We start from the raw sequence: 22,765 nt of genomic DNA on the forward strand, positions 1-22,765 counted from the left end.
ATGCTCCGTCGCCGTTACAACAGGTAGATCGCCATGCGCTCTTCGATCAGGCGCGGATTGTCGCCGGCGGCGATGCCGGCAAATGCCTCGGCCAGCAGTTCGTGACGGAACACGTCGCGGTTGACGAGCGCCTTGAGCTTGTTGGAAATCGGCAGGAAGATCAGGTTGGCGAAGCCGACGCCATAGATGGTGGCGACGAACGCGACCGCGATGCCGCTGCCGAGCCGGCTCGGGTCGGACAGGTTTTCCATCACGTGGATCAAACCCAGCACGGCACCGAGGATGCCGATGGTCGGCGCATAGCCGCCGGCGGCTTCCCAGATCTTGGCGGCCAGCCGCTGGCGAGTTTCATAGACGCCGATTTCCATGTCCAGCACTTCGCGCACACGACGCGGCTCGACACCGTCAACGATCAGCCGCAGGCCGTGCGCGATGAACGGGTCCTGCACACCGGGAATCAGTTTTTCGAGACTCAGCAGGCCTTCGCGGCGCGCCGTCACGCTCCATGCCATGACGTCGCGCATCAGTTCTGGAAAGTCGTCGGTCTGCGGCCGGAACACGCGGCGCGCCATGCGGATGCCGGCGATGAAGTTGCTCCAGCCGCTCTGCAGCAGCACCGCGCCCATGGTGCCGACCACGACGATGACGAAGGCCGCCGGCTGGATCAGCGATCCGAGCGTGCCCCCTTCCAGCGTCTGTCCAATCAGCAGGCCGCCAACGGCCAGTGCGATCCCGATCAGGCTACCCCAGTCCACGCCCTCTCCCGTAAATTGGCACGCATGCGTGCGATGGCCTGGCTGTGCAGCTGCGAGACGCGCGATTCGGTGACGCCCATGATGGCGCCGATTTCCTTCAGGTTCATTTCCTGCTCGTAGTACAGGCCCATGAGGATCTTCTCGCGCTCGGGCAAGGCCTCGATGGCGGCGATCACGGCCGAGCGGAAGCCGCTGTTCATCAGGCTTTGCAGCGGATCGCCTGCATGATCGATGCAGTAGCGGTCGAGGAAGTGCTCGTTGTCCTCGCTGTCGTGGAAATCTTCGTAATAGACGAGCTGGTGGCCGCCGCCGTCGCCGAGCAGGTCCTGGTAATCGGCCAGCGACAGCTTGAGCTGCTTGGCGACTTCGCTCTCGTTGGGCGGGCGGCCGAGCTGCTGCTGCAGCGCATTCATCGCGACCTCGATCTTGCGCATGTTCTGGCGCATGCTGCGCGGCATCCAGTCGCTGCTGCGCAGTTCATCCAGCATGGCGCCGCGGATGCGCTGCACCGCATAGGTCTCGAACTGCGCGCCGTGCGTTTCCTCGTAGCGGTTGACGGCGTCGAGCAGGCCCATCATGCCGGCCTGGATCAGGTCATCCACTTCCACGCTGGGCGGCAGCTTGGCCTTCATCTGATGGGCGAGCTTCTTCACCAGCGGCGCGTGCTCGCTGACGAGATGATCCCTGTCCGATTTTCCGGCCGCGGTGTACATCGCTCTCAAATCCCGACACCCATTGCCGCATCGGGAGTCGCAAAGCGCTCGGCCAGACGGCGGAAAGCCAGCGCCGCTCCCGCACGCGGGAAGGCATCGACCACGGCACGGCCAAGCCGCGCCGCGCGGACGAGTTGTTCGTCATTGGGGATCGAGCCGACCGAGAACAGGCGTACCGCCAGATACCGGCTCGCCACCTGCGCCAGATTGCGATAGACCATGTCGGCTTCCTGTTCGTCGGCGCCGGTGACCAGCACACCGAAAGGCCGGCAGCCGAGCCGCATGTGCAGCCGCTTGATCAGGGCATAGGCCTTCTTGATCGAATCGGCGGCCGGCGTGACCTGGATCACGATATCGCCCTCGCCCATCGCCGCCAGCGGCAGATCGTCGCTGTCGTCGAGTTCGGCATCGGCAATCACCACGTCGGACTGCACCGCCAGCACATTGAAGGTATTGGAAAGTCGGCGCAGCTGATCGGCGTCGCACGACAACGCGCCGCGCGAACCGGCAGCCAGCGACACCAGATGAAAGCCCTGCGGCATGGTGTGCAGCACCTGGTCGAGCGCGCGCTGCTGGCGCGAGACGTCGAGCAGCGTGGCGCGCAGATCGACGCCCATGCGACGCGCGATACCGAATTCCGAGAGACAGGCATCGAGCAACGCAACCTCGCGGCCGCTCTCGGCCAGCGAGGCGCCGAGGTTGACCAGCATCGCGCTCTTCTCGGACGGCAGTGCCGCCGACAGGAACGTGACGATGCGCGGCCGCGGCCCGGCAAGCAGGCGACGCAGACCTTCCGCCTGATCGCATTCAAAACTAGCCAAGCATCACCTCACGCAGACTTTTATCGTTCATGGCACGCGCCGTATTGGCCATCACCAGCGGAATCTCCTCGTCGCTGAACTGGAACGGTGCCGTTTCGCGTTTGAGCTTGAAGGCGCGGTCAACCAGATAGGCCTTGTTGGCCACATGCAGGTCTTCCGGCACGCGTTGTCCGTTCGCCACGTAGTATAAGTTCAATTTCTGACGGATGGCGACATCGACAGCGTTGCCAATGGTTGCAGCTTCGTCCAGTTTGGTCAATATGCAGCCGGCCAGGCCGTCGCCCATGTAGTTGCGCGCGACCTCGTTGAGCGTCTCGCCGTTCGAGGTGGCGTTCAGGCACAGCAGGCGCTTGATTTCGGTACCGGAGCCCGACAGCATCGCGATCTGCTCGGCCACCATCTGGTCGCGCTGGCCTACGCCGACGGTATCGATCAGGATGGTGTGCTTGCCCTTCAGTTCTTCCAGTGCAATGCGCAGGTCTGCCTCGTCCTTGACCGAGTGCACCATCACGCCGAGGATCTTGCCGTAAATGCGCAACTGCTCGTAGCCGCCGATACGGTAGCCGTCTGTGGTGATCAGGGCCAGCTTGCCGGGACCGTGGCGCATCACGCAGCGCGCCGCCAGCTTGGCGGTAGTGGTGGTCTTGCCGACGCCGGTCGGTCCGACCAGCGCATAGACGCCGCCCTTTTCGAGAATCTCGTTTTCGTTGCCGATGGTAGTCAGGTTACGCTCCAGCACCGACTTGACCCAGTCCATGCCGCGCTTGTGCGACAGGCCGCTCGGCATGCGTTCGGTCATGTAGCGCGACAGGCTGGCGCTGAAACCGGCCGCCAGCATTTCGCGCAGTACGCTTGCACGTGCCGGTTCCTTCTTCTGACGGTCGCCCCAGGTCAGTTCAGCCAGCTGCGTTTCCAGCATGCCGCGCATGGAACGGATTTCCTTCATGAGACTGTCGAGCTCCGAACGCTCGGCGCCGGACGCGGCGCTCGGCGCGGTAGCGGCCGGCGCCACCGATGGAGCCGCTGCGGCAGGCTTGGCAGCCGGCTTCGGCGGCGCTGCGGGAGCCGGCGGCGCAAAGGTGATGGCCGGCTTGTCCTGCCTGGGCATCAGGGCCGACAGCGTATGCGGCGACAGCGGCCGCTTTTCGACCACCGGCGCAGCCAGCGAAGCCATGTCGTCGGCCGCCAGCGCCAGAATCTCGGTACGGTTGCCGACGCGTCGGTTGGAGAGGATGACGGCATCCGCGCCCAGCGCCTCGCGCACCATGTGCCACGCCTCGCGCGACGACGAAGCGGTAAATTTTCTGACGTTCATGTTTGTCCTCCGACCAGGCTGGTCACTCGAATGGTTTTGGTGTCCGGCACCTCAGCGTGCGACAGCACCTTCAATTGCGGCAAGGCCCGGCGCAGGAAGCGCGCGAGCAGTGTTCTCAGTTGCGCCGGCACCAGCAGCACCGGCGTCAGGCCCATCTGTTCCTGATGGCGCGTGGCGGCTTCGGCCTGCGCGGCGATGGTGTCGGCCAGACCCGGCTCGATGCCCGCGCCTTCCGGGCCGCTGGCCTGCAGCGCCTGCGTCAGCAGGCGTTCGAGGCGGTTGTCGAGCGTCATGACCGACAGTTCGTTGGTGGACGGGAAAAGCTGCTGCACGATGGCGCGGCCCAGCGCCACGCGCACCTGCGCCGTCAGTTCGTTGACGTCCTGCGTATAGACCGCCGTCTCGGTCAGCGTCTCGATGATGGTATGCATGTCGCGGATGTGCACGCCTTCGATCAGCAGGTTCTGCAGCACCTTCTGCAGCGTCGAGAGCGTGATCAGCTTGGGCACCAGGTCTTCCACCAGCTTGGGCGTCTCGCGCGTCAGGTGGTCGAGCAGCGCCTGCACTTCCTGGCGGCCCAGCAGTTCGGCCGCATGCGTGGTGATCAGGTGGTTCAGGTGGGTAGCGACCACGGTGCCGGCATCAACCACGGTGTAGCCCATGCCCTGCGCCTGCTCGCGCATGCCGGCGTCGATCCAGGTTGCCGGCAGGCCGAAGGCCGGGTCGCTGGTGATCACGCCCGGCAGCTGGCCGGTCACCATGCCGGGATTGATGGCGAGGTACTGGCCGGCATGCGCCTCGCCGCTGCCGACTTCCACGCCCTTCAAGGTGATGCGGTAGGCCGAGGGCTTGAGTTCGAGGTTGTCGCGGATGTGCACCGGCGGCGACAGGAAGCCGACCTCCTGCGCGAATTTCTTGCGGATGCCCTTGATGCGGCGCAGCAGCTCGCCGCTCTGCGCCTTGTCGACCAGCGGTATCAGGCGGTAGCCGACTTCGAGGCCGAGCGTATCGACCTGCACGATGTCCTGCCAGGTCGCCTCCTCGACTTCCGGCGCGGCAGCAGGCGCGGCGATCTCGGCTTCGACTTCCGGCGCATTCTTCATGCGCTGCGTGATCATGTAGGCGGCGCCAGCCAGTACCGCCGCCAGGAACAGGAAGGCCACGTGCGGCATGCCCGGAATCACGCCCATGCCGCCGATGATGGCGGCCGCGATGTAGAGCACCTGCGGCTTGGCAAACAGCTGGCCGACCAGCTGGCCACCGATGTCCTGCTCGCTGGCCACGCGCGAGACCACAATACCGGCCGCGGTCGAGATGATCAGCGACGGGATCTGCGCCACCAGGCCGTCACCGATCGCCAGCAGCGTGTAGTTCTCGATGGCGTTGGAGAACGCCATGTCGTGCTGGATCATGCCGACGATCAGGCCGCCGACGACGTTAATGACGGTGATGATGATGCCGGCGATGGCATCGCCGCGCACGTACTTGCTGGCGCCGTCCATGGCGCCGTAGAACTCGGCTTCCTGCGCGACCTGGGTGCGGCGCAGGCGTGCATCCTGTTCGCCGATCAGGCCGGCGTTGAGGTCGGCGTCGATCGCCATCTGCTTGCCGGGCATGGCATCCAGCGCAAAACGCGCGCCGACTTCGGCGATACGGCCGGCGCCCTTGGTGACGACCGTGAAGTTGATGATGGTCAGGATGATGAAGACCACGATACCGACCGTGTAGTTGCCGCCGATCAGGAAGTGGCCGAAGGCTTCGATCACCTTGCCGGCCGCGTCCGGGCCGTTGTGGCCTTCGGTCAGCACCACGCGCGTGGAAGCGACGTTGAGCGACAGGCGCAGCATGGTGCTGACCAGCAGCACGGTCGGGAACACCATGAAGTCGAGCGGCTTGACCGTGTAGAGCGCGGTCAGCAGCACGATGATCGACAGCGCGATGTTGAATGTGAACAGCATGTCCAGCGCCATCGCCGGCAGCGGCAGCACCATCATCGCCAGCATCATGATGATGAGGATAGGCGCGGCCACCACTTTCGAATTGGAGCCCGACATCCAGGCCGGCAGTTTCAGACTGTTCATCATTTCATGTCACGCGCATCGGCGTCCTGCGCAGCGGGGTTGAGAGGATCCATTTGCGGCGGCACGTCGAGGTCGTGCGGTTCGACCGGGCGCTTGCCACCATGCTTGCCGTAGGCGCGCAGCTGGAACACGTAGGCCAGCACTTCGGCCACGGCAATGTAGAGGCCTTCCGGAATCTCGTCGCCGAGATCGGTGTGGCGGTACAGCGCGCGCGCCAGCGGCGGTGCCTCGAGCAGGACGACATTGTTCTCGGCGGCGATCTCGCGGATCTTGGCCGCCACTTCGTCGGCGCCCTTGGCGACCACCTTCGGCGCGCGCATGCCGTTCTCGGCGTACTTGAGCGCAACCGCATAGTGGGTCGGGTTGGTCACCACCACGTCGGCGGTCGGCACTTCGCTCATCATGCGACGACGTGCGATCTCGCGCTGCTGCTGGCGGATCTTGGCCTTGATCTCGGGGTTGCCGTCGGTTTCCTTGGCTTCCTGCTTGACGTCCTGGCGCGACATCATGAGTTTCTTGGCATGCGCCCACATCTGGTATGGCGCATCGATGGCAGCGATCAGGATCAGGCCGCTGGCGATGAAAAGGAAACTGACCAGCATCAGCTGGCCCAGGTGTTCGGTGCCGCTCTTGAGCGGTTCCACGCTCAGCGCCATGACGGCGTCGAGTTCGAAGCGAATCACCATCCATGCGATCCAGCCGACCAGCACCGCCTTGCCGACCGCCTTCAGCAGTTCGACGCCGGCGCGCTTGGAGACCATGTTGCCCAGGCCCTTGATCGGGTTCATGCGGGAAAACTTGGGTTGCAGCGCCTTGGCGCTCACCAGCCAGCCACCGATCAGCATCGGCGTCGCCAGCGCCACCACCATCAGCACCAGCGCGGCCGGTGCGCAGGCGATCAGCAGATCGACGATGCGTGGCGCGGTGTGGCTGATCAGCAGGTTCATGTCGAACGCCATCTCGCGGTCGAACGCCAGGCCCGACGCCAGCAGCGCGTTGATCTGGCGGATGATGTTGCCGCCCGTGAACCAGAGCGCGGCGCCCGCGCTCAGCAGCAGCGTGCAGGTGGCCAGCTCGCGCGAACGCGGAACGTCGCCCTCTTCCCGCGCTTGCTGCAGCTTGCGCGGTGAGGCCGGTTCTGTCTTTTCGAGATCGCTTTCTTCAGCCAATTCCCTGCTCCTGGACCAACCGCAGCGCGTCGACATGACGCCATGCGGACCAATGGAAGGGATTATTGGTCAGAACAGGGGAAAACCATCGGGGGAATAGGACGGGAAACTACCCGCTATTAATGTTTCTGGCGGGCATGCGGCTGTGCGGGTGGCGCCGGGCGGCATGCCCCTTTGCCACATCCGGCCGCTCAGGCGGGACTCAAAGCCTGATCCGGCGTGCCCAGGCCAGCGCGGCCAGATGCGCCTCGTTGACCTGCCGTGCGCTGACGAACAGGGAGTCGGCCAGCGCCTCCAGCGCGCCATTGCCATGTTCACAGGCCTCGGCCAGCGCCAGAAACGGGCCATACATGCCCTCGCGCGACAGCAAGGCTTGCGATACGGCATCCGACAGATGCACGCGGTCCAGCACTTCGCTCATCGGCATGCCGAGCAGGCGATCCAGTTGGGAAAACATGCCGACCACGAACAGGTTTTCGGCCTCCCCTTTGGGCAGGATGCCGTGTCCCGCCAGTTCTGCGATACGGCCCCGCACGATGGCGGACTGCATCAGCAGCTCACCCGCCGGATCATCGCCAGCGGTTGCCAGCAGCAGCGACAGCCAGCGATACAGTGGCGAATAGCCGAGCATGGTCACCGCATGGCGCAGCGACTGGATTTCGATTCCGAGTCCGAAACTGGCGCTGTTGATGTAGCGGAACAGCTTGTACGACAGTGTGGCATCGCGCTTGAGCACTTCCTCGAGCTGCCGCACGTCGCTGTTGTTGCGCACCATGTCCATCAACTGGACGATGATGACCTGCGATGCATTCAGTCCTTTTTTGCCCGTTGCCGGACGCGGTCTCGCCTGCAGATTGCCGATGAATGCCGCCATGCCGGCCGCGGCACAGGCGTCATACGTTGCCCAGTCGTCAACAGGACGCGCCAGCAGCTGCACCCCGGCACTGCGAAACATTGCCGCGTTACCGGTGGCTTGCCAGAAACGTCCCTCGGCATGCGTCAGCACCGCCGGCAAGGTGCTGGACGCCGGCAATGCGTCGGCATTGCATAGCGAGATACCGTAGCCGCGCTGACGCAAGGTGCGCGCATGTTCGAGCGTGGCGGCATCCTGCAGGTCGGTGGCGCTCACGCGCAGCACGGTACGCGTCGGCGGCAACAGGCCGAGGACGGAAGACACCAGCACTGCCGGCGTGGCCTCGAAGAACAGGAGCAGATCGTCGAGCTGCCATCCGCTGTCCTCCCGCACCAGCTGCGAGGCGGCGAACTCGATCAGGGCAATCAGTTCCTCGTCACTCGCCAGGCCTCCGCCCGCGTCGGCGCTGTACCAAGAGAGCTCGTATCCGAGCAGCTGCTGCGCCGCATTCAACAGAGGAGAACGGACAATGAACTGGTTGTCTGGCATGAATGGAAACGGGAAATGGAGGAAGGCGGATCAGAAGCCGAGACTGTCGAGCAGATCGTCAACCTGCTCCTGGGTGGCGACCACATCGTTACCGGTCGGGTTGATCTGCGGACCATTGAGCAAACCATTATGCAGGCCGCTGTCAACCTCACGCTTCTTCTCGGGCGGCGCGTAATCGACGAGCAGTTGCAGCAACTGCTGCTCCAGCCCGTGCGCAAGTTCGGTCACCTTCCGGATCACCTGCCCGGTCAGGTCCTGAAAATCCTGCGCCATCATGATGTTCATCAGGTGCTGGCGCGTATCGGCGGCCGCGGTCTGCGCCTGCTCCAGTCCGGCCACGGTGCGTGCCGCCAGTTCGCGACAGGCCTGTTCGGAAAACGGCTGCGCCAGCAGTTGCTGCCAGTCGGCCGTCAGGCGCGCGGCATTGTCCTGGATGCCCTGCTGCAGCGGGCTCGCAAGGTCGGTCGCGTTGAGCACGCGCTGCGCGGCCTGTTCGGTCATGCGCGCGACGTAGTCGAGCCGGTCGCGGGCATCTGGAATGTCGTGGGAGGCACGTTCGATCAGCTGATCGAAGCCGAGACCGCGCAGGCTGTCGTGCAGCGCGCGCGTCATGTGGCCGACGCGCGCCAGCATCTCTTCGCTGACCGCTCCGTCTGGCGAACCGGTATCGGCCAGACCCGCCGAAATGGCGCTCAACTCAACCTCCGGCGCTGGCGAGTTTCTCGAAGATCTTGGCCAGCTTTTCATCCAGCGTGGCAGCCGTGAACGGCTTGACCACATAGCCGTTGGCGCCGGCCTGGGCGGCGGCGATGATGTTTTCCTTCTTGGCCTCGGCCGTGACCATCAGTACCGGCAGCTTGGACAGCGCCGGATCGGCACGGATCTGCTGCAGCATGGTCAGACCGTCCATATTGGGCATGTTCCAGTCCGACACCACGAAATCGAATTGCTCGCTGCGCAGCTTGGCCAGCGCCATGGCGCCATCCTCGGCTTCATCGACATTGGTGTAGCCCAGCTCCTTGAGCAGGTTGCGGACGATACGACGCATTGTCGAAAAATCATCGACAACGAGAAATTTGGTATTTGGACCTGCCATGAAATACTCCATTCATTCTTGATTCATTATCGATCCGGCACGCAATCGAACTAAGTCCCGATCAGACGCCAATCATTTGCCATTATGCACTGCCCCGCCAGCCGGACAGTAGCAAAATAGAGTCCACAAATGCCTGCTGTTCGTCAGACACGCAACGCACGGCTGCTGTTTGTTGCCAAATGATTCATGACCATGCCCGGCAATTCTTGCAACGCGCCGACCTCGTGCGCCGCACCGACCGCAATCGCCTCGCGCGGCATGCCGAACACCACGCACGATGCCTCGTCCTGAGCGAAATTGTAGGCGCCGGCCTTTTTCATCTCGAGCATGCCCTGCGCGCCATCCTTGCCCATGCCGGTCAGGATCACGCCGACCGCGTTCTTGCCGGCGTGGATGGCGGCCGAGTTGAACAGCACATCGACCGACGGGCGATGGCGATTGACCGGCGGTCCCTGGTCGAGCTGGGTCATGTAGTTGGCGCCGCTGCGCACCAGTTGCAGATGCGAGTGGCCGGGCGCGAGATAGGCGTGGCCCGGCAGGATGCGCTCGCCGCCTTCGGACTCCTTGACGCCGATCTTGCACAGGTTGTCGAGACGCTGCGCGAACGACTTGGTGAAGCCGGCCGGCATGTGCTGCGTGATCAGGATGCCCGGGCAGTCCGACGGCATCTGCATCAGGAATTCCTTGATCGCCTCGGTACCGCCGGTGGAGGCGCCGATGATGATGAGCTTTTCGCTACTGGTCAACGGGTTGCGCACCTGCGGCAGCACCGCGCCCGGCCCCTTCTGTGCATCGGCCGGCGCGACCTGACGCGCCTTGATGCGCGCACGCGAGGCGGCGCGGATCTTGTCGGTGATGAGCTCGGTGTATTCGAGCATGCCGCTCTGGATCGACATCTTGGGCTTGGTGACGAAATCGACCGCGCCCAGCTCCAGCGCGCGCAGCGTGATCTCCGAACCGCGCTCGGTCAGCGACGACACCATGACGACCGGCATCGGCCGCAGCCGCATCAGCTTTTCGAGGAAGTCGAGGCCATCCATCTTGGGCATCTCGACGTCCAGCGTCAGCACGTCCGGATTGGTCTGCTTGATCAGGTCGCGCGCGATGATCGGATCGGGCGCCTGTCCCACGACTTCCATGTCGGGCTGGCTGTTGATGATTTCCTTCATGACGCTGCGGATCAATGCCGAGTCGTCGACGATGAGCACCTTGGTTTTCATGTTCTTGTCCTCCCTGCCTGTTGTTGTCGTTATGCGAACTCAGGAAAAGAGTTCGATGTCGCCGCTGACATTGCTTGCCTGCAGACGATTGGCGTAATCCTGCTCGCGGTTGACCAGCGTGTTGTTGTTGAGCTGGCGCAGCTTCTTGACTAGCACCTTGCCGCTGCGCGGAAAGTAATAGACCTTGCGCGGATGCACATCGTTGAGATCCTCGGCCACGATGCGGATATTCTCGGTCTTGAGGAAGTTACGCACGAACTGCGCGTTGCGCTCGCCCACGTTCATGTTGACGAAACCCTGCAGCACCTTGCCGCCGCCGAAAACCTTGGCTTCGAGATTCTCGCGCCGCGCTCCGGCCTTGAGCAGGTCGTTGATCAGGATTTCCATGGCATAGGTGCCATAGCGCGCGGAAGCCGAGACCGGACTGTCGGTATCGCCTTCCGGCAGCATGAAGTGGTTCATGCCACCGACGCCCGAGACGCGGTCGCGTATGCAGGCAGACACGCACGAGCCAAGCACGGTCACGATCAGCATGTCCTTGCCGGTGTAGTAATACTCGCCGGGCAGAATCTTGGCTGCATCGCGATCGAAGGTGCGATCGAAATAGACATTGGTCGCGAAATGTTCGTTGAGTACGCCGCTCATGATGTCCTCCTATGCCCGCCGCAACCTGGCGCCGCCGGCATTCCGCGCGGGGTCCAGCTCATAGACGGTCTTGCCGCGCAGCTTGTAGGCATTGCTGGCGTAGAGGAAATTTTCGGAATGGCCGGCAAACAACAGCGCATCCTCCTTCATCATCGGTGCAAAGCGATCGAGAATCTTGCCCTGCGTCGGCTTGTCGAAATAGATCATGACGTTGCGACAGAAGATCGCATCGAACTGTCCCGAGATCGGCCATTGATCGGACAGCAGATTGAGCTGGCGGAAGGTGATCATCTGCCGCAACTCGGGCCGCACGCGCACCATGCCTTCCTGCGCGCCCTTGCCGCGCAGGAAAAATCGGCGCATGCGTTCCATCGGCATTTTCTCGAGACGGTCGATCGCGTAGATGCCGTTCTCGCCGGTACGCAGCACGTTGGTATCGATGTCGGTGGCGATGATGCGCACCGGCGGCGTCAGCGTATTGAACGCTTCGCACGCGGTAATCGCGATCGAATACGGCTCCTCGCCGGTTGACGCCGCGCTGCACCAGATCTCGATCGGCGTCTTCACGCGCTTCAGATGCTCGGCCAGGATCGGGAAGTGATGGGCCTCGCGGAAGAAGGCCGTCAGATTGGTGGTCAGCGCATTGGTGAATGCCTCCCACTCGTCGCCATCGTCACGCTGCTCGAGCGCGTCGAGATACGCGGTAAACGAATGGATGCCGGTGGCGCGCAGACGACGCGCCAGGCGGCTATAGACCATTTCCTGCTTGCTGGCGGCCAGGGCAATGCCTGCCCGCTTGTAGATCAGGCCACGCACACGTTCGAAGTCGCGTGCCGTGAACTCGAATTCCTTGGTGCCTTCCGGCCGGGTTTGCGCATTTGCCTTCATGATGCCGATGATTCCTTCTTGTCCCCTTGCTGCGCGATCTCCCGCCTAGCCTGCCGCATATACTGCCGCACCTTTTCAGGCTGCAGCGTATTCGTCTTCAGGCCGCCATCGCTTCGATCAGTCCCATCTCGGAACTGGACATCAGCTTGTCGATATCGACCAGGATCAGCATGCGCTCGTCGAGCGTGCCCAGTCCGATCAGATAATCGGTATTGAATGCGGTTCCCATTTCCGGCGCCGGCTTGATCTGCTCAGGCGACAGTGTGGTCACGTCGGATACGCTGTCAACCACCATGCCGACCACGCGGCCGCCGATGTTGAGAATGATGACCACGGTGAACTGGTCGTAGGTCGGTTCGCCCAGATTGAACTTGATGCGCATATCGACGATCGGCACGATGATGCCGCGCAGGTTGACCACGCCCTTGACGAAGTCCGGCGCATTGGCGATGCGCGTGACGGCCTCGTAACCGCGGATTTCCTGCACCTTCAGGATATCGATGCCGTATTCTTCCTTGCCCAGCTTGAAGGCCAGGAATTCATTGCCGGCTTCGGTCCCGGTCGCGCTGTTTTTCAGGGGATCGTTCATGTGTCTCTCCTTCTCGGAACTCTCTGTTAGTCAGGAATAAATCAGGAATAAATGGATTCGTCATTCAGTTGCCGGCTCGAACGCAGCAATGCCGCCACGTCGATGATCAGTGCCACGCCGCCGTCGCCGAGGATCGTGGCGCCGGAAATGCCAGCCACCTTGCGATAGTTGGATTCCAGGTTCTTGACCACCACCTGCTGCTGGCCGACCAGATCGTCGACGAACAGCGCCGCCTTGCGTCCTTCCGATTCCAGTATCACTACAATACCGCGAGATGGATCGGTAAAGCGCGGCGTCACGTCAAAAATCCTGTAAAGCGGGATCAGCGGCAGATACTCGCCACGTACCTTGATGACCTGCCCCTGCCCCGCGATTTCCTTGATGTCGTCCGATACTGGTTGCAGCGACTCCACCACGTAGCCAAGCGGCAGAATATAAATCTCTTCGCCCACCTTGATCGACATGCCGTCGAGGATGGCCAGCGTCAGCGGCAGCGAGATCGATATCGTGGTGCCGAAACCGCGGCTCGACGCGATCTCGACCGCGCCGCCCATTGCGGTGATGTTGCGCTTGACCACGTCCATGCCGACGCCACGTCCCGACACATCGGTCACGGCTTCCGCGGTCGAGAAACCGGGGGCGAAGATCAGTTGCCATACCTCGCTGTCCGGCATGTCGTCGGCCACCGGCAGGCCGTTCTGCCGGGCCTTCTCCATGATGCGTTCGCGGTTCAGACCGCCACCGTCGTCGCTGACCTCGATGATGATGTTGCCACCCTGGTGGGCTGCAGACAGCGACAGTTTCCCGGCAGCGACCTTGCCGGCCGCCAGGCGCGCCTCGGGCAGTTCGATGCCATGATCGATGCTGTTGCGCACCAGGTGCGTGAGCGGATCGACGATGCGCTCGATCAGCCCCTTGTCGAGTTCGGTGGCGGCCCCGTAGGTGACGAATTCCACCTTCTTGCCGAGCTTGCCGGCCAGATCGCGCACCATGCGCGGAAAGCGCGAGAACACGTAATCCATCGGCATCATGCGGATCGACATCACGGCTTCCTGCAGGTCGCGCGTATTGCGCGTGAGCTGCGACACGCTGTTGAGCAGCCGTTCGTGCTGCATGGGGTCGAGTGCCAGCGTGCGCTGCTCGATCATGGCCTGCGTAATGACCAGTTCGCCGACCAGATTGATCAGTTGATCGACCTTTTCGATACCGACCCTGATCGACGACGATTCCGCGTTGGCCGACACCGTCTTGTCCTCGCGTCGCACCGCCGGCTTGCGTTCGGCAGCCGCAGCGTCGGCCTGTTCTTGTGCGCCCGCCGCCTCCATCGTCTGTCCGTCGGCGCCTGGCGGCGGCAATTCCTTCGGCACAAAGGGCGGAAAGAAACCGTATCCCTGCGCGTTTTCCTGCTCCCTGGTCGCCTCGGCCTGTGCAATCTCCGAACGCAGCGGCTCGAAGAAACCGTATCCCTTGCCCTCCTCGTCGCCCGCCACCGCGGCAGCCGCTCCCTCATCGGTGATCTGCAGGTCGTCCGGTTCGAGGATGAAGGAACAGATGGCGATGATGTCATCGACACCTTCGGAAGTGGTCAGCCTGAATTCGGTACGCTGGTCCGGCAGGACGGCCCGCGCGATATCGCCCAGCAAGCCCAGTTCCGCCGCCAGCGCATCGACATCGCGCGCCACGGTCTGTGACGGCAACACCACACGAAACACATGCTTGCCTCCGGCCGCGGAAGGCGCGGCCTGCTGCGCTTCCTGTCCCGGCTGGGAGGACTGCGGCGCCACATGCGCGCCCGCTTCCGCCGCCAGCGATTCGAGCATGATGCGCACGTCCGCTACTGCGTCGCGATCGACATCGGTATGCAGGCGATGGCCGTCGAGCTGCATCTTGAGCACGTCCTTGGCCGACAGAAAGGCATCCACATGCTCGCTCGTCAGCGCCACTTCTCCCTGGCGGATCTTGTCGAGCAGCGTCTCGAGCACATGCGTGACTTCGGTCAGATCGGTAATGCCGAAGGTCGCCGCGCCGCCTTTTATGGAATGCGCCGCGCGAAAGATGGCATTGAGATCCTCGGCATCGGGCGCCTCGATATCGACTGCCAGCAACAGCTTTTCCATTTCTGCCAGCAGTTCTTCGGTTTCGTCGAAGAACACCTGGAAAAACTGACTCATGTCGATGGTCATCTTGCTACCCCGTTTTTTTCACATTGGCCGTCACAGTACCTGTGCGTCGCCTCATCGTCTTGACTTCGATCAACCGATCACCTTTTTCACGACTTCGGTCAGACGCTGGGGATCGAACGGCTTGACCAGCCAGCCATTGGCGCCGGCGGCACGGCCCTTTGCCTTCATCTCGTCGCTGGATTCGGTGGTCAGGACCAGGATCGGCACCTTCTGGTAGCTTGCCAGCGCGCGCAGGGAACGGATCAGGGTGAAGCCATCCATGCGCGGCATGTTCTGATCGGTCAGCACCAGGTCGAATACCTGCGATTTCGCCTTCTCGAGACCATCCTGCCCGTCCACCGCCTCGGTCACCTGATAACCGGCCGCGCGCAGGCTGAAGACCACCATCTGTCGCAGCGATCCCGAATCATCGACCGCCAATATCGTCTTTGCCATTTTCACTCCCGCTCAATTCTGTTTTCAGGCAGCACCGCCACCTGCACGAAAAATTCACCTTCAGAACAGCTCGATATCACCGCTTTCCATGTGCGTCTGTCCCACTGCCTTGCGCAGCACCTGATCGAGGCCGACACTTTCCTTCTCGAGCAGCACCTTGATGCGATCGAGGAATGCCGACAGATCGGCATCAGCCGGCACCGCCGCCGTGTCGCCATCGGTGCCGAGTATTTCGAGCACATCGCGGAAACCGACGACGCGCTGCAGCGTGCGCGAGATCAGTTGGTCCGTCATGTCCTGGAACTGCAATCCGGTCACCGCGTCATTGACATGCACGCCGATTTCCGCCGCGTTGTCGCGCAGCGATCGGCTCGCTTCTTCCATGCCCTGCGCCGAGGCCAGCACACGCTCGACGATTTGCTGCTGGGCCTGGATGGCGGAATGGATCGCCATGAAGCTTGCACCCAGCTTGGTGATCGCCTCCTGCAACAGCAGATTGGTCTGCACCAGGTCGGTCTCTACCTCGTTCAGATGCAGCCTGCCATGCTCGGACAGCGACGACAGCACATCCTGCAACCTGGGTGCCAGCGAAGTGGTGGTAGTCATGGAAGCGAACTCATCATTGTTGGGGCTGCAATACGCATATCCGAATCGACATTTCAGCGTGGCGGCGAGACATCGGCCTCGCCTGGTGTCGCCGCGTCCTGCCCGACCGCCTGCTGTACTGCTTCCTCGTTCTGTACATCGACGGTCTGGTTTTCCCGGGTAATCGACTCTTCCGTCTTCTTGTTCATGACAATGATGCTGATGCGACGATTGATCGGATTGTAGGGATTTCCAGTGTCGAACAGCACTGCCGACGACAGGCCGACCACACGCAGTATCTTGTCTTCCTGCAGTCCGCCTGCAATCAGTTCACGCCGCGAAGCATTGGCCCGATCGGACGACAGTTCCCAGTTGCTGTAGCTGCGTTCGCCGCTTGCATAAGGCGTGGCATCGGTATGACCGGACAGGCTGACCTTGTTCGGAATGTCGTTGAGCGTCTTGGCGATCTCGTGCAGGATGACCTTGGTATAAGGCTGCAGCTCGGCACGCGACAATGCGAACATCGGCCGGTTCTGTTCATCGACGATCTGGATGCGCAAGCCTTCCGTCGTGATATCGATCAGCAACTGGTTCTTGTACTGCTGCAGGCTCGGAATGTTGGCGATCGCGGTTTCGATGCGTTCCTTGAGTGCACGCAGGCGGCGTGCTTCGGCACGCGCCAGTTCGGCTTCGGCTTCCTTCAGGTCGAAGCGCTTGCGGGTCTTGGGATCTTCGCCCTGCTGCTGCTGGCCTTCGATACGCGTCAGATCCTTGCCGCCGCCCTGGATCACGCTCGAGGCGTCTCCGCTGCCGGTGCCGCCCGCCATCGCTACCTTCAGCGGCGTGGCGAAATAGTCGGCAATACCCTCGAGGTCGCCCTTGGAGGTCGAGCCGAGCAGCCACATGAGCAGAAAGAAAGCCATCATCGCCGTCACGAAATCGGCATAGGCGATCTTCCACGCGCCGCCGTGATGGCCGCTCGACTTCTTAATGCGCTTGATGATGATGGGGCGCAATCCTTCGTCAGCCATGACGCCCCCCGTTCAGATATGCGGTTCGCATGTGTACATCCTGTCGCATACGAACTTACTTGTTGCGGGACTGCTTGATGTGATCCTCGAGCTCGACGAACGATGGACGTTCGGTCGAGAACAGGACCTTGCGGCCGAATTCGACCGCAAGCGCCGGCGCATAACCGTTCAGGCTCGCCAGCAACGTGACCTTCACGCACTGGAACACCTTCGACGATTCGTGCAGCTTCTGCTCGAGCACGCTCGAGATCGGCGAAACGAAACCATAGGCCAACAGGATGCCGAGGAAGGTACCGACCAGCGCGTTGGCGATCAGGATGCCGAGTTCGGACGGCGGCAGGCCGACCGATGCCATCGTATGCACCACGCCCATCACCGCCGCCACGATGCCGAATGCCGGCAGGCCGTCGCCGACCTTGCCGATGACATGCACCGGAATCTCGCCCTCGGTATGGTGGGTCTCGATCTCGTTGTCCATCAGGTTCTCGATCTGGAATGCATCCATGTTGCCGGACACCATGAGCCGCAGATAGTCGGTCATGAATTCGGTCAGATGATGATCGGCCAGCACGGCCGCGTATTTCGAGAAGATCGGGCTTTCCTCCGGATCCTCGACATCGCCTTCGATCGACATCAAGCCTTCCTTGCGCACCTTGCTCAGAATCTCGAACAGCAGGGTCATCAGCTCCATGTACAACGCCTTGTTGTACTTCGAACCCTTGAGCGCAGTCGGAAGTGCCTTGAGAGTGGCCTTGATGGCCTTGCCGTTATTGCCAACGAAGAAAGCGCCGGTCGCCGCGCCGCCGATCATCAGCAGTTCGACCGGCTGAAACAGCGAATGCAGATGCCCGCCAGCCAATGCGAAACCGCCAAACACGGAACCCAGGACAACGATATAACCGATGATGACTAACAAGCGACGGCTCCGCTAGAGTGAGTTGATTTGCCATTATTGCCGCAATGATTGCCTGCACGCAACTCGAGGAGCCGGTAAAACGGATCAGCGATGGGCAGGCCAAGGGGCGCCATACCCATTCAACGGCCGGGATGAGGGGAACTTGATGCTTGAAAGCAAACCGGCCGGCAATAAATTTCACATTCTCCAGCCGTAGAGGGCTGGACCGCCCTCCGCCGGCCGGATCACGATCTCGGCCGGTGCGTCCGGTACGGGGAATTCGTGGCTGAGCAACAGCGTGCCCGGTGCCATTTCGGCACGCGCCTTTTGCCACAGCGCCGGCATCGCCGCCGGCGACAGATAGGCGAAGATTACATCGTACTGACCAAAGTCCAACCGTTGGTAATCGCCTCGCTCGAAGCGGACGCCCGTGCCCGACAGGCGGCTGCGCACCCTGCTGATGAGCCAGGGCAGCGGCGCAATCTCGATTCCGATGAATGTTCCCTTGCGATTCTGGCGCGCCAGATAAAGCGGCAACCCGCCCAGCCCGCTGCCGATGTCGATGAATCGCACCTCGCCCACTTGCGGCAGCAGTTGCTCGACCGCCTGCCAGGCAGGAAGACCGGATGGATAAAAAGGAACCCGGGTCCGAAAGGTGCTCCAGTAAAGCAGCAGCAGGATCAGAAACGCGCCCAGAAAAAGCGGCGGCGGCAGATGCAAACCCAGCAGCAGGACCAGTGCAATGGGAAAGAAGAACTGAATGGCCTGCCACCACGCCTCCTGCCGGAAACAGCGCGAGGCGATCGTCGCGATTGCGCCCTGCAATGCCGCTGCGGCCATCACATGCAATGCGACGCCGAACAGAGCGTCGAGCGCGACGACCAGGATCAGGGTGACAACGAAGGAAAGGACTTGCAGAACAAGCGCCAGCAATGCTGGCGCTCTATGGAAGGATGGGGCGGAACTTGGTTTTGCGCGGCGGCGCCGTTTTCTTTTCACGCAGCAATCCGAAGGATGAAACCCGGATCAGGCCACCATCAGCGAGTTGTCCTGTTTGGCACGCTTGGTTTTACCGGCACGGGACGGCATGTGGCACAGACCGCAGGTGTAGTTCGCATTCAAGTCGAGACGATGCACGACGAAGTGGCCGCCGCATTCCGCGCAGCAGGCCGTCGCCAGCATTTTACTCTCGAAAAAGCGCACCAGGGTCCAGGCACGGGTCAGCGACAGGACCGGTTCGCCATCTGTACCGGGTTCGACCTGTTCGAGATAGAGGCGGTAAGCCTTCATCACGGCCTGGATGCCGGAAATCTGTGCATGTTCGACAAGATACTTGTGGATGCCGATGAACAGCGAGGAATGGATGTTCGGCTGCCAGGTGATGAACCAGTCGGTCGAGAACGGCAGCATGCCCTTGGGCGGCGAGACGCCACGCAATTCCTTGTACAGCTTCAGCAACCGCTCGCGCGACAGCGACGTCTCCGATTCCAGCAGTTGCAGGCGTGCACCCAGGTTGATCAGTTCGATCGCCAGCTGGATTTCCTGCGATTCCGCCACCACGCTTTTCTTGGCCATGTGTTGCTCCGCCCGATGAAATGAGGAATACGATCAGGCGATCTGCTCGACGGCCTGGCCTGCCATCAGGATGGCGGCATGCGACTGCGCCAGCGAGCGGTCCTTGCTGTAGTTGGTCAGCATGCCGAGGATGGCGCCATCGTCGAAGCGGAAGCGTGCCAGCATCATGTTGGTGCCAGCCAGTTTGAGGATCTGGGCATTGTTCATGCCCGCGATCAGGTCGGCGATTTCATTGCTGATACCGAGTCGGAACACCGCGGTTGCCTTGTCGGCACGAATCATCTGTTGCGCCAGCATCAGGTAACCCAGGTTGGCGTCGCGAATTTCAGCAATGATATCGTTGTTGGTCATGATCGATCCCTCGTCGTGAATGTTCAGCAGCGCAAATGTGTTCGCCGGTGGAATGCATTCTGACGGGGCGTTCGATCAGCAGAAATTGGCTCCCTTCTGTTTTTTCATACAGTAGAGACGACAAAAAGCCGGTAGGCGTTTGTCTTACAAACGTCAACCAGCACTCTGCATGCCCCGATCAAAATCAGGACAAGAACCGCTTGGATAATGGACCTGCGCGTTTTACCGCAGCAGATGTTCATGCGCGAAAACGCATGAAAAAACTGGATTTTGTGTGAGCACCAGCCGCTTTTCTGTTCAAAAAATCGGGGCACTTGCGGAACAAAATGCTTCTTTTCCGCCACATCCAGTTCTTCTAACGGCAGGGTTTTCCGGAACTTTAGGGTTCCACGAAAATATTTTTTCGATTTTTTGGGAAAACCTGACAACCGTATTGAGCTTATCGGCACCAGAAATGCGAACTTTAGGGTGATGCCAAAAAAATTTTCGACACCTCGCTTTTGGCCTAAGATAGACGGGCACGCCGGAGCCTTCCCGGCCTGTACCGGTCGCAGATGGACCGAGCCACATATAAAAATAACAATACAAACCCGATCGCCACCGCTGGTGGCGAGACAATCACCCAAAGGAGACTGCAATGGATCTAGTAGAGAAATTCGATGCGAAGGGGAAAACGGGTACCGGCTACCATGTCGAGGTCTATCAGGACGATGAAAATCCGCCGCTGGCCCGGCACTACAAGCTCAATGACGGCCGGCTGCTGGAGCCGTTGTCCGATGCGAAATTCAGGATCGTGCAAACCGGAGAGAAGATCTACCGCCTGTAGCGACAGTCCAAAAACAAAAGCCCGCGGCATGCGGGCTTTTTTCATGCATTCAGAAATGCTCGGCAAGGATGCGGTTGAATGCCTCTTCGGCGCTGAGGCCGGTCTTCATCAACTGCGTGATTTCCTGCGAATAAGCCTTGATCTCTTCCGGCAATGTCGCGCTGTGCTCCTTGAAATAGGCATATTTGAGCGCGTCGATGTTCTCCTCCATCTTGCGCGCCGCCGTAACCGGCTTTCCGGCAGCACTGCGCACACTGCTCTTGCGCACCGTACGCGCGGCACCCGCTGCATGCGTGCCGGCATGAGCGATCAGGTTCCTGACCTGCTCCAGCGACAAAATCCTGGTCGCATTCACGTCCGAAAACGCCTCTTCTTCCGTACGCAGAAGATGATGCCGGGAATCGAACGCCATCTTCTTTTCAAAGGCGTTGATGACCTGGTACTCCGGCTCCGCACCGGTTCCGTTCAGGGCAAACCGGACGCGGTCGCCGTATGACTCCATCCTGCCTGCCACTTCCTTCAGATACTCCGGCGTCAATGATGCGATCTCGCCGTTCCAACGCTTGCTTCGTTTGATATTCAACTGCTCTGCCTTCAATAAAATGTACCGGATGGGACATCGATCACGCCCATCAATGAAAAAAGCCCTTGATTCTCATCAAGGGCTTTTTGATTCTTTTGGCGGAGACGGAGGGATTCGAACCCTCGATACAGGTTTAAGCCCATATGCTTCCTTAGCAGGGAAGTGCCTTCGACCACTCGGCCACGTCTCCACACCTGCACAGCACGCGCTACCGCTGTTGCAAGGGTCCAGCATGATAACTTTTCACGCCTGCCCGGTCAACCGGAGCAAGCGCGCAAAGATCATTTAATTGCTCTTTTCCAGATCGAAAGTCTTGTGCAGCGCGCGCACCGCGAGCTCCATGTACTTCTCGTCGATCAGGACCGAGATCTTGATTTCGGAAGTCGAGATCATCTGGATGTTGATGCCCTCTTCCGACAGCGTGCGGAACATCTGCGATGCGATGCCAACGTGGCTGCGCATGCCGACGCCAACCACCGAGACCTTGGACACCTTGGTGTCGCCCTGGATGCTGGCGGCGCCGATGTGGTTCTTCACGCTGGCGTCCAGCACGTCGATCGCCTTGGCGTAATCGCCGCGCGGTACGGTGAAGGTGAAGTCCGTCTTGCCGTCGACCGACTGGTTCTGGATGATCATGTCGACTTCGATGTTGGCGTCTGCGACCGGGCCCAGGATCTGATACGCGATGCCCGGACGGTCCGGCACGCCGAGCACGGTGATCTTGGCTTCGTCGCGATTGAATGCGATGCCGGTGATGGCGGCTTGTTCCATGTTGGTATCTTCCTCAAACGAAATCAGGGTGCCGGATTTTGCTTCCTCTTCCAGCGGAATCATGGGATCGGTCAGCGACGACAGCACGCGCGTCGGCATGCGGTAGTTGCCGGCGAACTCAACCGAACGGATCTGCAGGACCTTGGAGCCCAGCGAAGCCATTTCGAGCATTTCCTCGAAGGTCACGGTATTGAGGCGGCGCGCTTCGGTCACGACGCGCGGGTCGGTCGTATAGACGCCATCGACATCGGTGTAGATCAGGCATTCCTGCGCCTTCATGGCGGCGGCCACGGCGACGGCAGAGGTATCGGAACCGCCGCGTCCCAGCGTGGTGACATTACCTTCATCATCCACACCCTGGAAACCGGTGATGATGACGACGCGCCCGGCGTCGAGGTCCTTGCGCACCTTGGCGTCGTCGATCGACTGGATGCGCGCCTTGGTGTGCGCCGAATCGGTCTTGATGGCGACCTGCCAGCCCGCATACGACACCGCCTGCTTGCCGATCGCCTGTAGCGCCATCGACAGCAGTGCCACCGATACCTGCTCACCGGTTGAGGCCAGCATGTCGAGCTCGCGCGGATCGGGTTGCGGCATGACTTCCTTGGCAAGTCCGATCAGGCGATTGGTCTCGCCGGACATGGCGGAAGGCACCACGATGACCTGGTAGCCGGCGTCGTGCCATTTGGCCACGCGGCGCGCGACGTTACGGATGCGCTCGGTGGAGCCCATCGACGTACCGCCGTATTTGTGAACGATTAAAGGCATAGGGGGAATTGGGCCGCTGAAAGGGAAAAGCGTGAAAAATCAACCCTCGACTTTACAGCCTGCGGGCC

General features: G+C 61.4%; 25 protein-coding genes and 1 tRNA gene. 2 read left to right on the forward strand and 24 right to left on the reverse strand.

What is annotated here, in order from left to right; translation table 11 throughout:
* Positions 1-14: 14 nt before the first annotated feature.
* From IEV38_RS05845 to flhD, 21 genes are all read right to left on the reverse strand, one after another.
* A complete protein-coding gene (locus IEV38_RS05845; protein WP_188395223.1) occupies positions 15-755 on the reverse strand; it encodes a flagellar motor protein in 741 nt (246 codons plus the stop codon).
* Complete coding sequence (locus IEV38_RS05850) at positions 737-1,468, reverse strand: RNA polymerase sigma factor FliA (protein ID WP_188395224.1); 732 nt, start codon at positions 1,466-1,468, stop codon at positions 737-739. The genes IEV38_RS05845 and IEV38_RS05850 overlap by 19 nt, the downstream gene beginning before the upstream one ends.
* A 5-nt stretch (positions 1,469-1,473) precedes the next feature.
* Entirely contained in the window at positions 1,474-2,289 is an 816-nt protein-coding gene (locus tag IEV38_RS05855) for a MinD/ParA family ATP-binding protein (RefSeq protein ID WP_188395225.1), read from the reverse strand.
* A complete protein-coding gene (flhF, locus tag IEV38_RS05860; RefSeq protein ID WP_188395226.1) occupies positions 2,282-3,604 on the reverse strand; it encodes a flagellar biosynthesis GTPase FlhF in 1,323 nt (440 codons plus the stop codon). Before flhF ends, IEV38_RS05855 begins: the two co-directional genes overlap by 8 nt.
* Positions 3,601-5,685 (reverse strand): flagellar biosynthesis protein FlhA, encoded by a 2,085-nt coding sequence (gene flhA / locus IEV38_RS05865; RefSeq protein WP_188395463.1) that lies wholly within the window; start codon positions 5,683-5,685, stop codon positions 3,601-3,603. The genes flhF and flhA overlap by 4 nt, the downstream gene beginning before the upstream one ends.
* Complete coding sequence (gene flhB, locus IEV38_RS05870) at positions 5,685-6,854, reverse strand: flagellar biosynthesis protein FlhB (RefSeq protein WP_188395227.1); 1,170 nt, start codon at positions 6,852-6,854, stop codon at positions 5,685-5,687. Before flhB ends, flhA begins: the two co-directional genes overlap by 1 nt.
* A 202-nt stretch (positions 6,855-7,056) precedes the next feature.
* A complete protein-coding gene (locus IEV38_RS05875) occupies positions 7,057-8,256 on the reverse strand; it encodes an EAL and HDOD domain-containing protein (RefSeq protein WP_188395228.1) in 1,200 nt (399 codons plus the stop codon).
* A 30-nt stretch (positions 8,257-8,286) separates the two neighbouring features.
* A complete protein-coding gene (cheZ, locus tag IEV38_RS05880) occupies positions 8,287-8,943 on the reverse strand; it encodes a protein phosphatase CheZ (RefSeq protein WP_371869846.1) in 657 nt (218 codons plus the stop codon).
* 10 nt (positions 8,944-8,953) lie between these two features.
* Positions 8,954-9,352 (reverse strand): chemotaxis response regulator CheY, encoded by a 399-nt coding sequence (cheY, locus tag IEV38_RS05885; RefSeq protein WP_188395230.1) that lies wholly within the window; start codon positions 9,350-9,352, stop codon positions 8,954-8,956.
* Between the two features lie 143 nt (positions 9,353-9,495).
* A complete protein-coding gene (locus IEV38_RS05890; RefSeq protein WP_188395231.1) occupies positions 9,496-10,572 on the reverse strand; it encodes a protein-glutamate methylesterase/protein-glutamine glutaminase in 1,077 nt (358 codons plus the stop codon).
* Between the two features lie 39 nt (positions 10,573-10,611).
* Positions 10,612-11,217, reverse strand: a complete 606-nt coding sequence (cheD, locus tag IEV38_RS05895) for a chemoreceptor glutamine deamidase CheD (protein WP_188395232.1) — start codon at positions 11,215-11,217, stop codon at positions 10,612-10,614.
* 9 nt (positions 11,218-11,226) lie between these two features.
* A complete protein-coding gene (locus IEV38_RS05900; protein ID WP_188395233.1) occupies positions 11,227-12,105 on the reverse strand; it encodes a CheR family methyltransferase in 879 nt (292 codons plus the stop codon).
* Between the two features lie 97 nt (positions 12,106-12,202).
* Positions 12,203-12,694 (reverse strand): chemotaxis protein CheW, encoded by a 492-nt coding sequence (locus tag IEV38_RS05905; RefSeq protein WP_188395234.1) that lies wholly within the window; start codon positions 12,692-12,694, stop codon positions 12,203-12,205.
* A 41-nt stretch (positions 12,695-12,735) separates the two neighbouring features.
* Positions 12,736-14,877: a chemotaxis protein CheA gene (gene cheA, locus IEV38_RS05910; protein ID WP_188395235.1), complete on the reverse strand. Its 2,142-nt coding sequence runs from the start codon at positions 14,875-14,877 to the stop codon at positions 12,736-12,738.
* Between the two features lie 69 nt (positions 14,878-14,946).
* Positions 14,947-15,312, reverse strand: coding sequence for a response regulator (locus IEV38_RS05915; RefSeq protein ID WP_188395236.1), 366 nt, complete (start codon positions 15,310-15,312; stop codon positions 14,947-14,949).
* 60 nt (positions 15,313-15,372) lie between these two features.
* Entirely contained in the window at positions 15,373-15,918 is a 546-nt protein-coding gene (locus IEV38_RS05920) for a chemotaxis protein (protein ID WP_188395237.1), read from the reverse strand.
* Between the two features lie 53 nt (positions 15,919-15,971).
* Complete coding sequence (gene motB / locus IEV38_RS05925) at positions 15,972-16,928, reverse strand: flagellar motor protein MotB (RefSeq protein WP_188395238.1); 957 nt, start codon at positions 16,926-16,928, stop codon at positions 15,972-15,974.
* A gap of 55 nt (positions 16,929-16,983) precedes the next feature.
* Entirely contained in the window at positions 16,984-17,844 is an 861-nt protein-coding gene (gene motA / locus IEV38_RS05930) for a flagellar motor stator protein MotA (protein WP_188395239.1), read from the reverse strand.
* Positions 17,845-18,021: 177 nt separating this feature from the next.
* Positions 18,022-18,756 carry a class I SAM-dependent methyltransferase gene (locus tag IEV38_RS05935; protein ID WP_229728805.1) on the reverse strand — a complete coding sequence of 245 codons (735 nt, stop codon included), beginning with the start codon at positions 18,754-18,756 and terminating at the stop codon, positions 18,022-18,024.
* 93 nt (positions 18,757-18,849) lie between these two features.
* A complete protein-coding gene (gene flhC, locus IEV38_RS05940; protein WP_188395240.1) occupies positions 18,850-19,398 on the reverse strand; it encodes a flagellar transcriptional regulator FlhC in 549 nt (182 codons plus the stop codon).
* Positions 19,399-19,431: 33 nt separating this feature from the next.
* The gene (flhD, locus tag IEV38_RS05945) at positions 19,432-19,749 is read right to left on the reverse strand and encodes a flagellar transcriptional regulator FlhD (protein ID WP_188395241.1); all 318 of its coding nucleotides are present in this window, start codon (positions 19,747-19,749) and stop codon (positions 19,432-19,434) included.
* A gap of 274 nt (positions 19,750-20,023) precedes the next feature.
* Between flhD and IEV38_RS05950 the strand changes: the two genes are divergently transcribed.
* Together IEV38_RS05950 and IEV38_RS05955 are read left to right on the forward strand one after the other, a co-directional pair.
* A complete protein-coding gene (locus IEV38_RS05950) occupies positions 20,024-20,221 on the forward strand; it encodes a hypothetical protein (RefSeq protein ID WP_188395242.1) in 198 nt (65 codons plus the stop codon).
* 165 nt (positions 20,222-20,386) lie between these two features.
* Positions 20,387-20,575, forward strand: a complete 189-nt coding sequence (locus IEV38_RS05955) for a hypothetical protein (RefSeq protein WP_188395243.1) — start codon at positions 20,387-20,389, stop codon at positions 20,573-20,575.
* A gap of 49 nt (positions 20,576-20,624) precedes the next feature.
* Here the strand turns inward: IEV38_RS05955 and IEV38_RS05960 are convergent, their stop codons facing one another.
* From IEV38_RS05960 to IEV38_RS05970, 3 genes are all read right to left on the reverse strand, one after another.
* Positions 20,625-21,173 (reverse strand): hypothetical protein, encoded by a 549-nt coding sequence (locus tag IEV38_RS05960; protein WP_188395244.1) that lies wholly within the window; start codon positions 21,171-21,173, stop codon positions 20,625-20,627.
* An 81-nt stretch (positions 21,174-21,254) separates the two neighbouring features.
* Positions 21,255-21,348: transfer RNA gene (locus IEV38_RS05965), tRNA-Ser, on the reverse strand.
* Between the two features lie 95 nt (positions 21,349-21,443).
* Positions 21,444-22,697: an aspartate kinase gene (locus tag IEV38_RS05970; RefSeq protein WP_188395245.1), complete on the reverse strand. Its 1,254-nt coding sequence runs from the start codon at positions 22,695-22,697 to the stop codon at positions 21,444-21,446.
* Positions 22,698-22,765: the final 68 nt, after the last annotated feature.

This window comes from Oxalicibacterium flavum, from assembly GCF_014635065.1.
Lineage (GTDB): Bacteria > Pseudomonadota > Gammaproteobacteria > Burkholderiales > Burkholderiaceae_D > Oxalicibacterium > Oxalicibacterium flavum.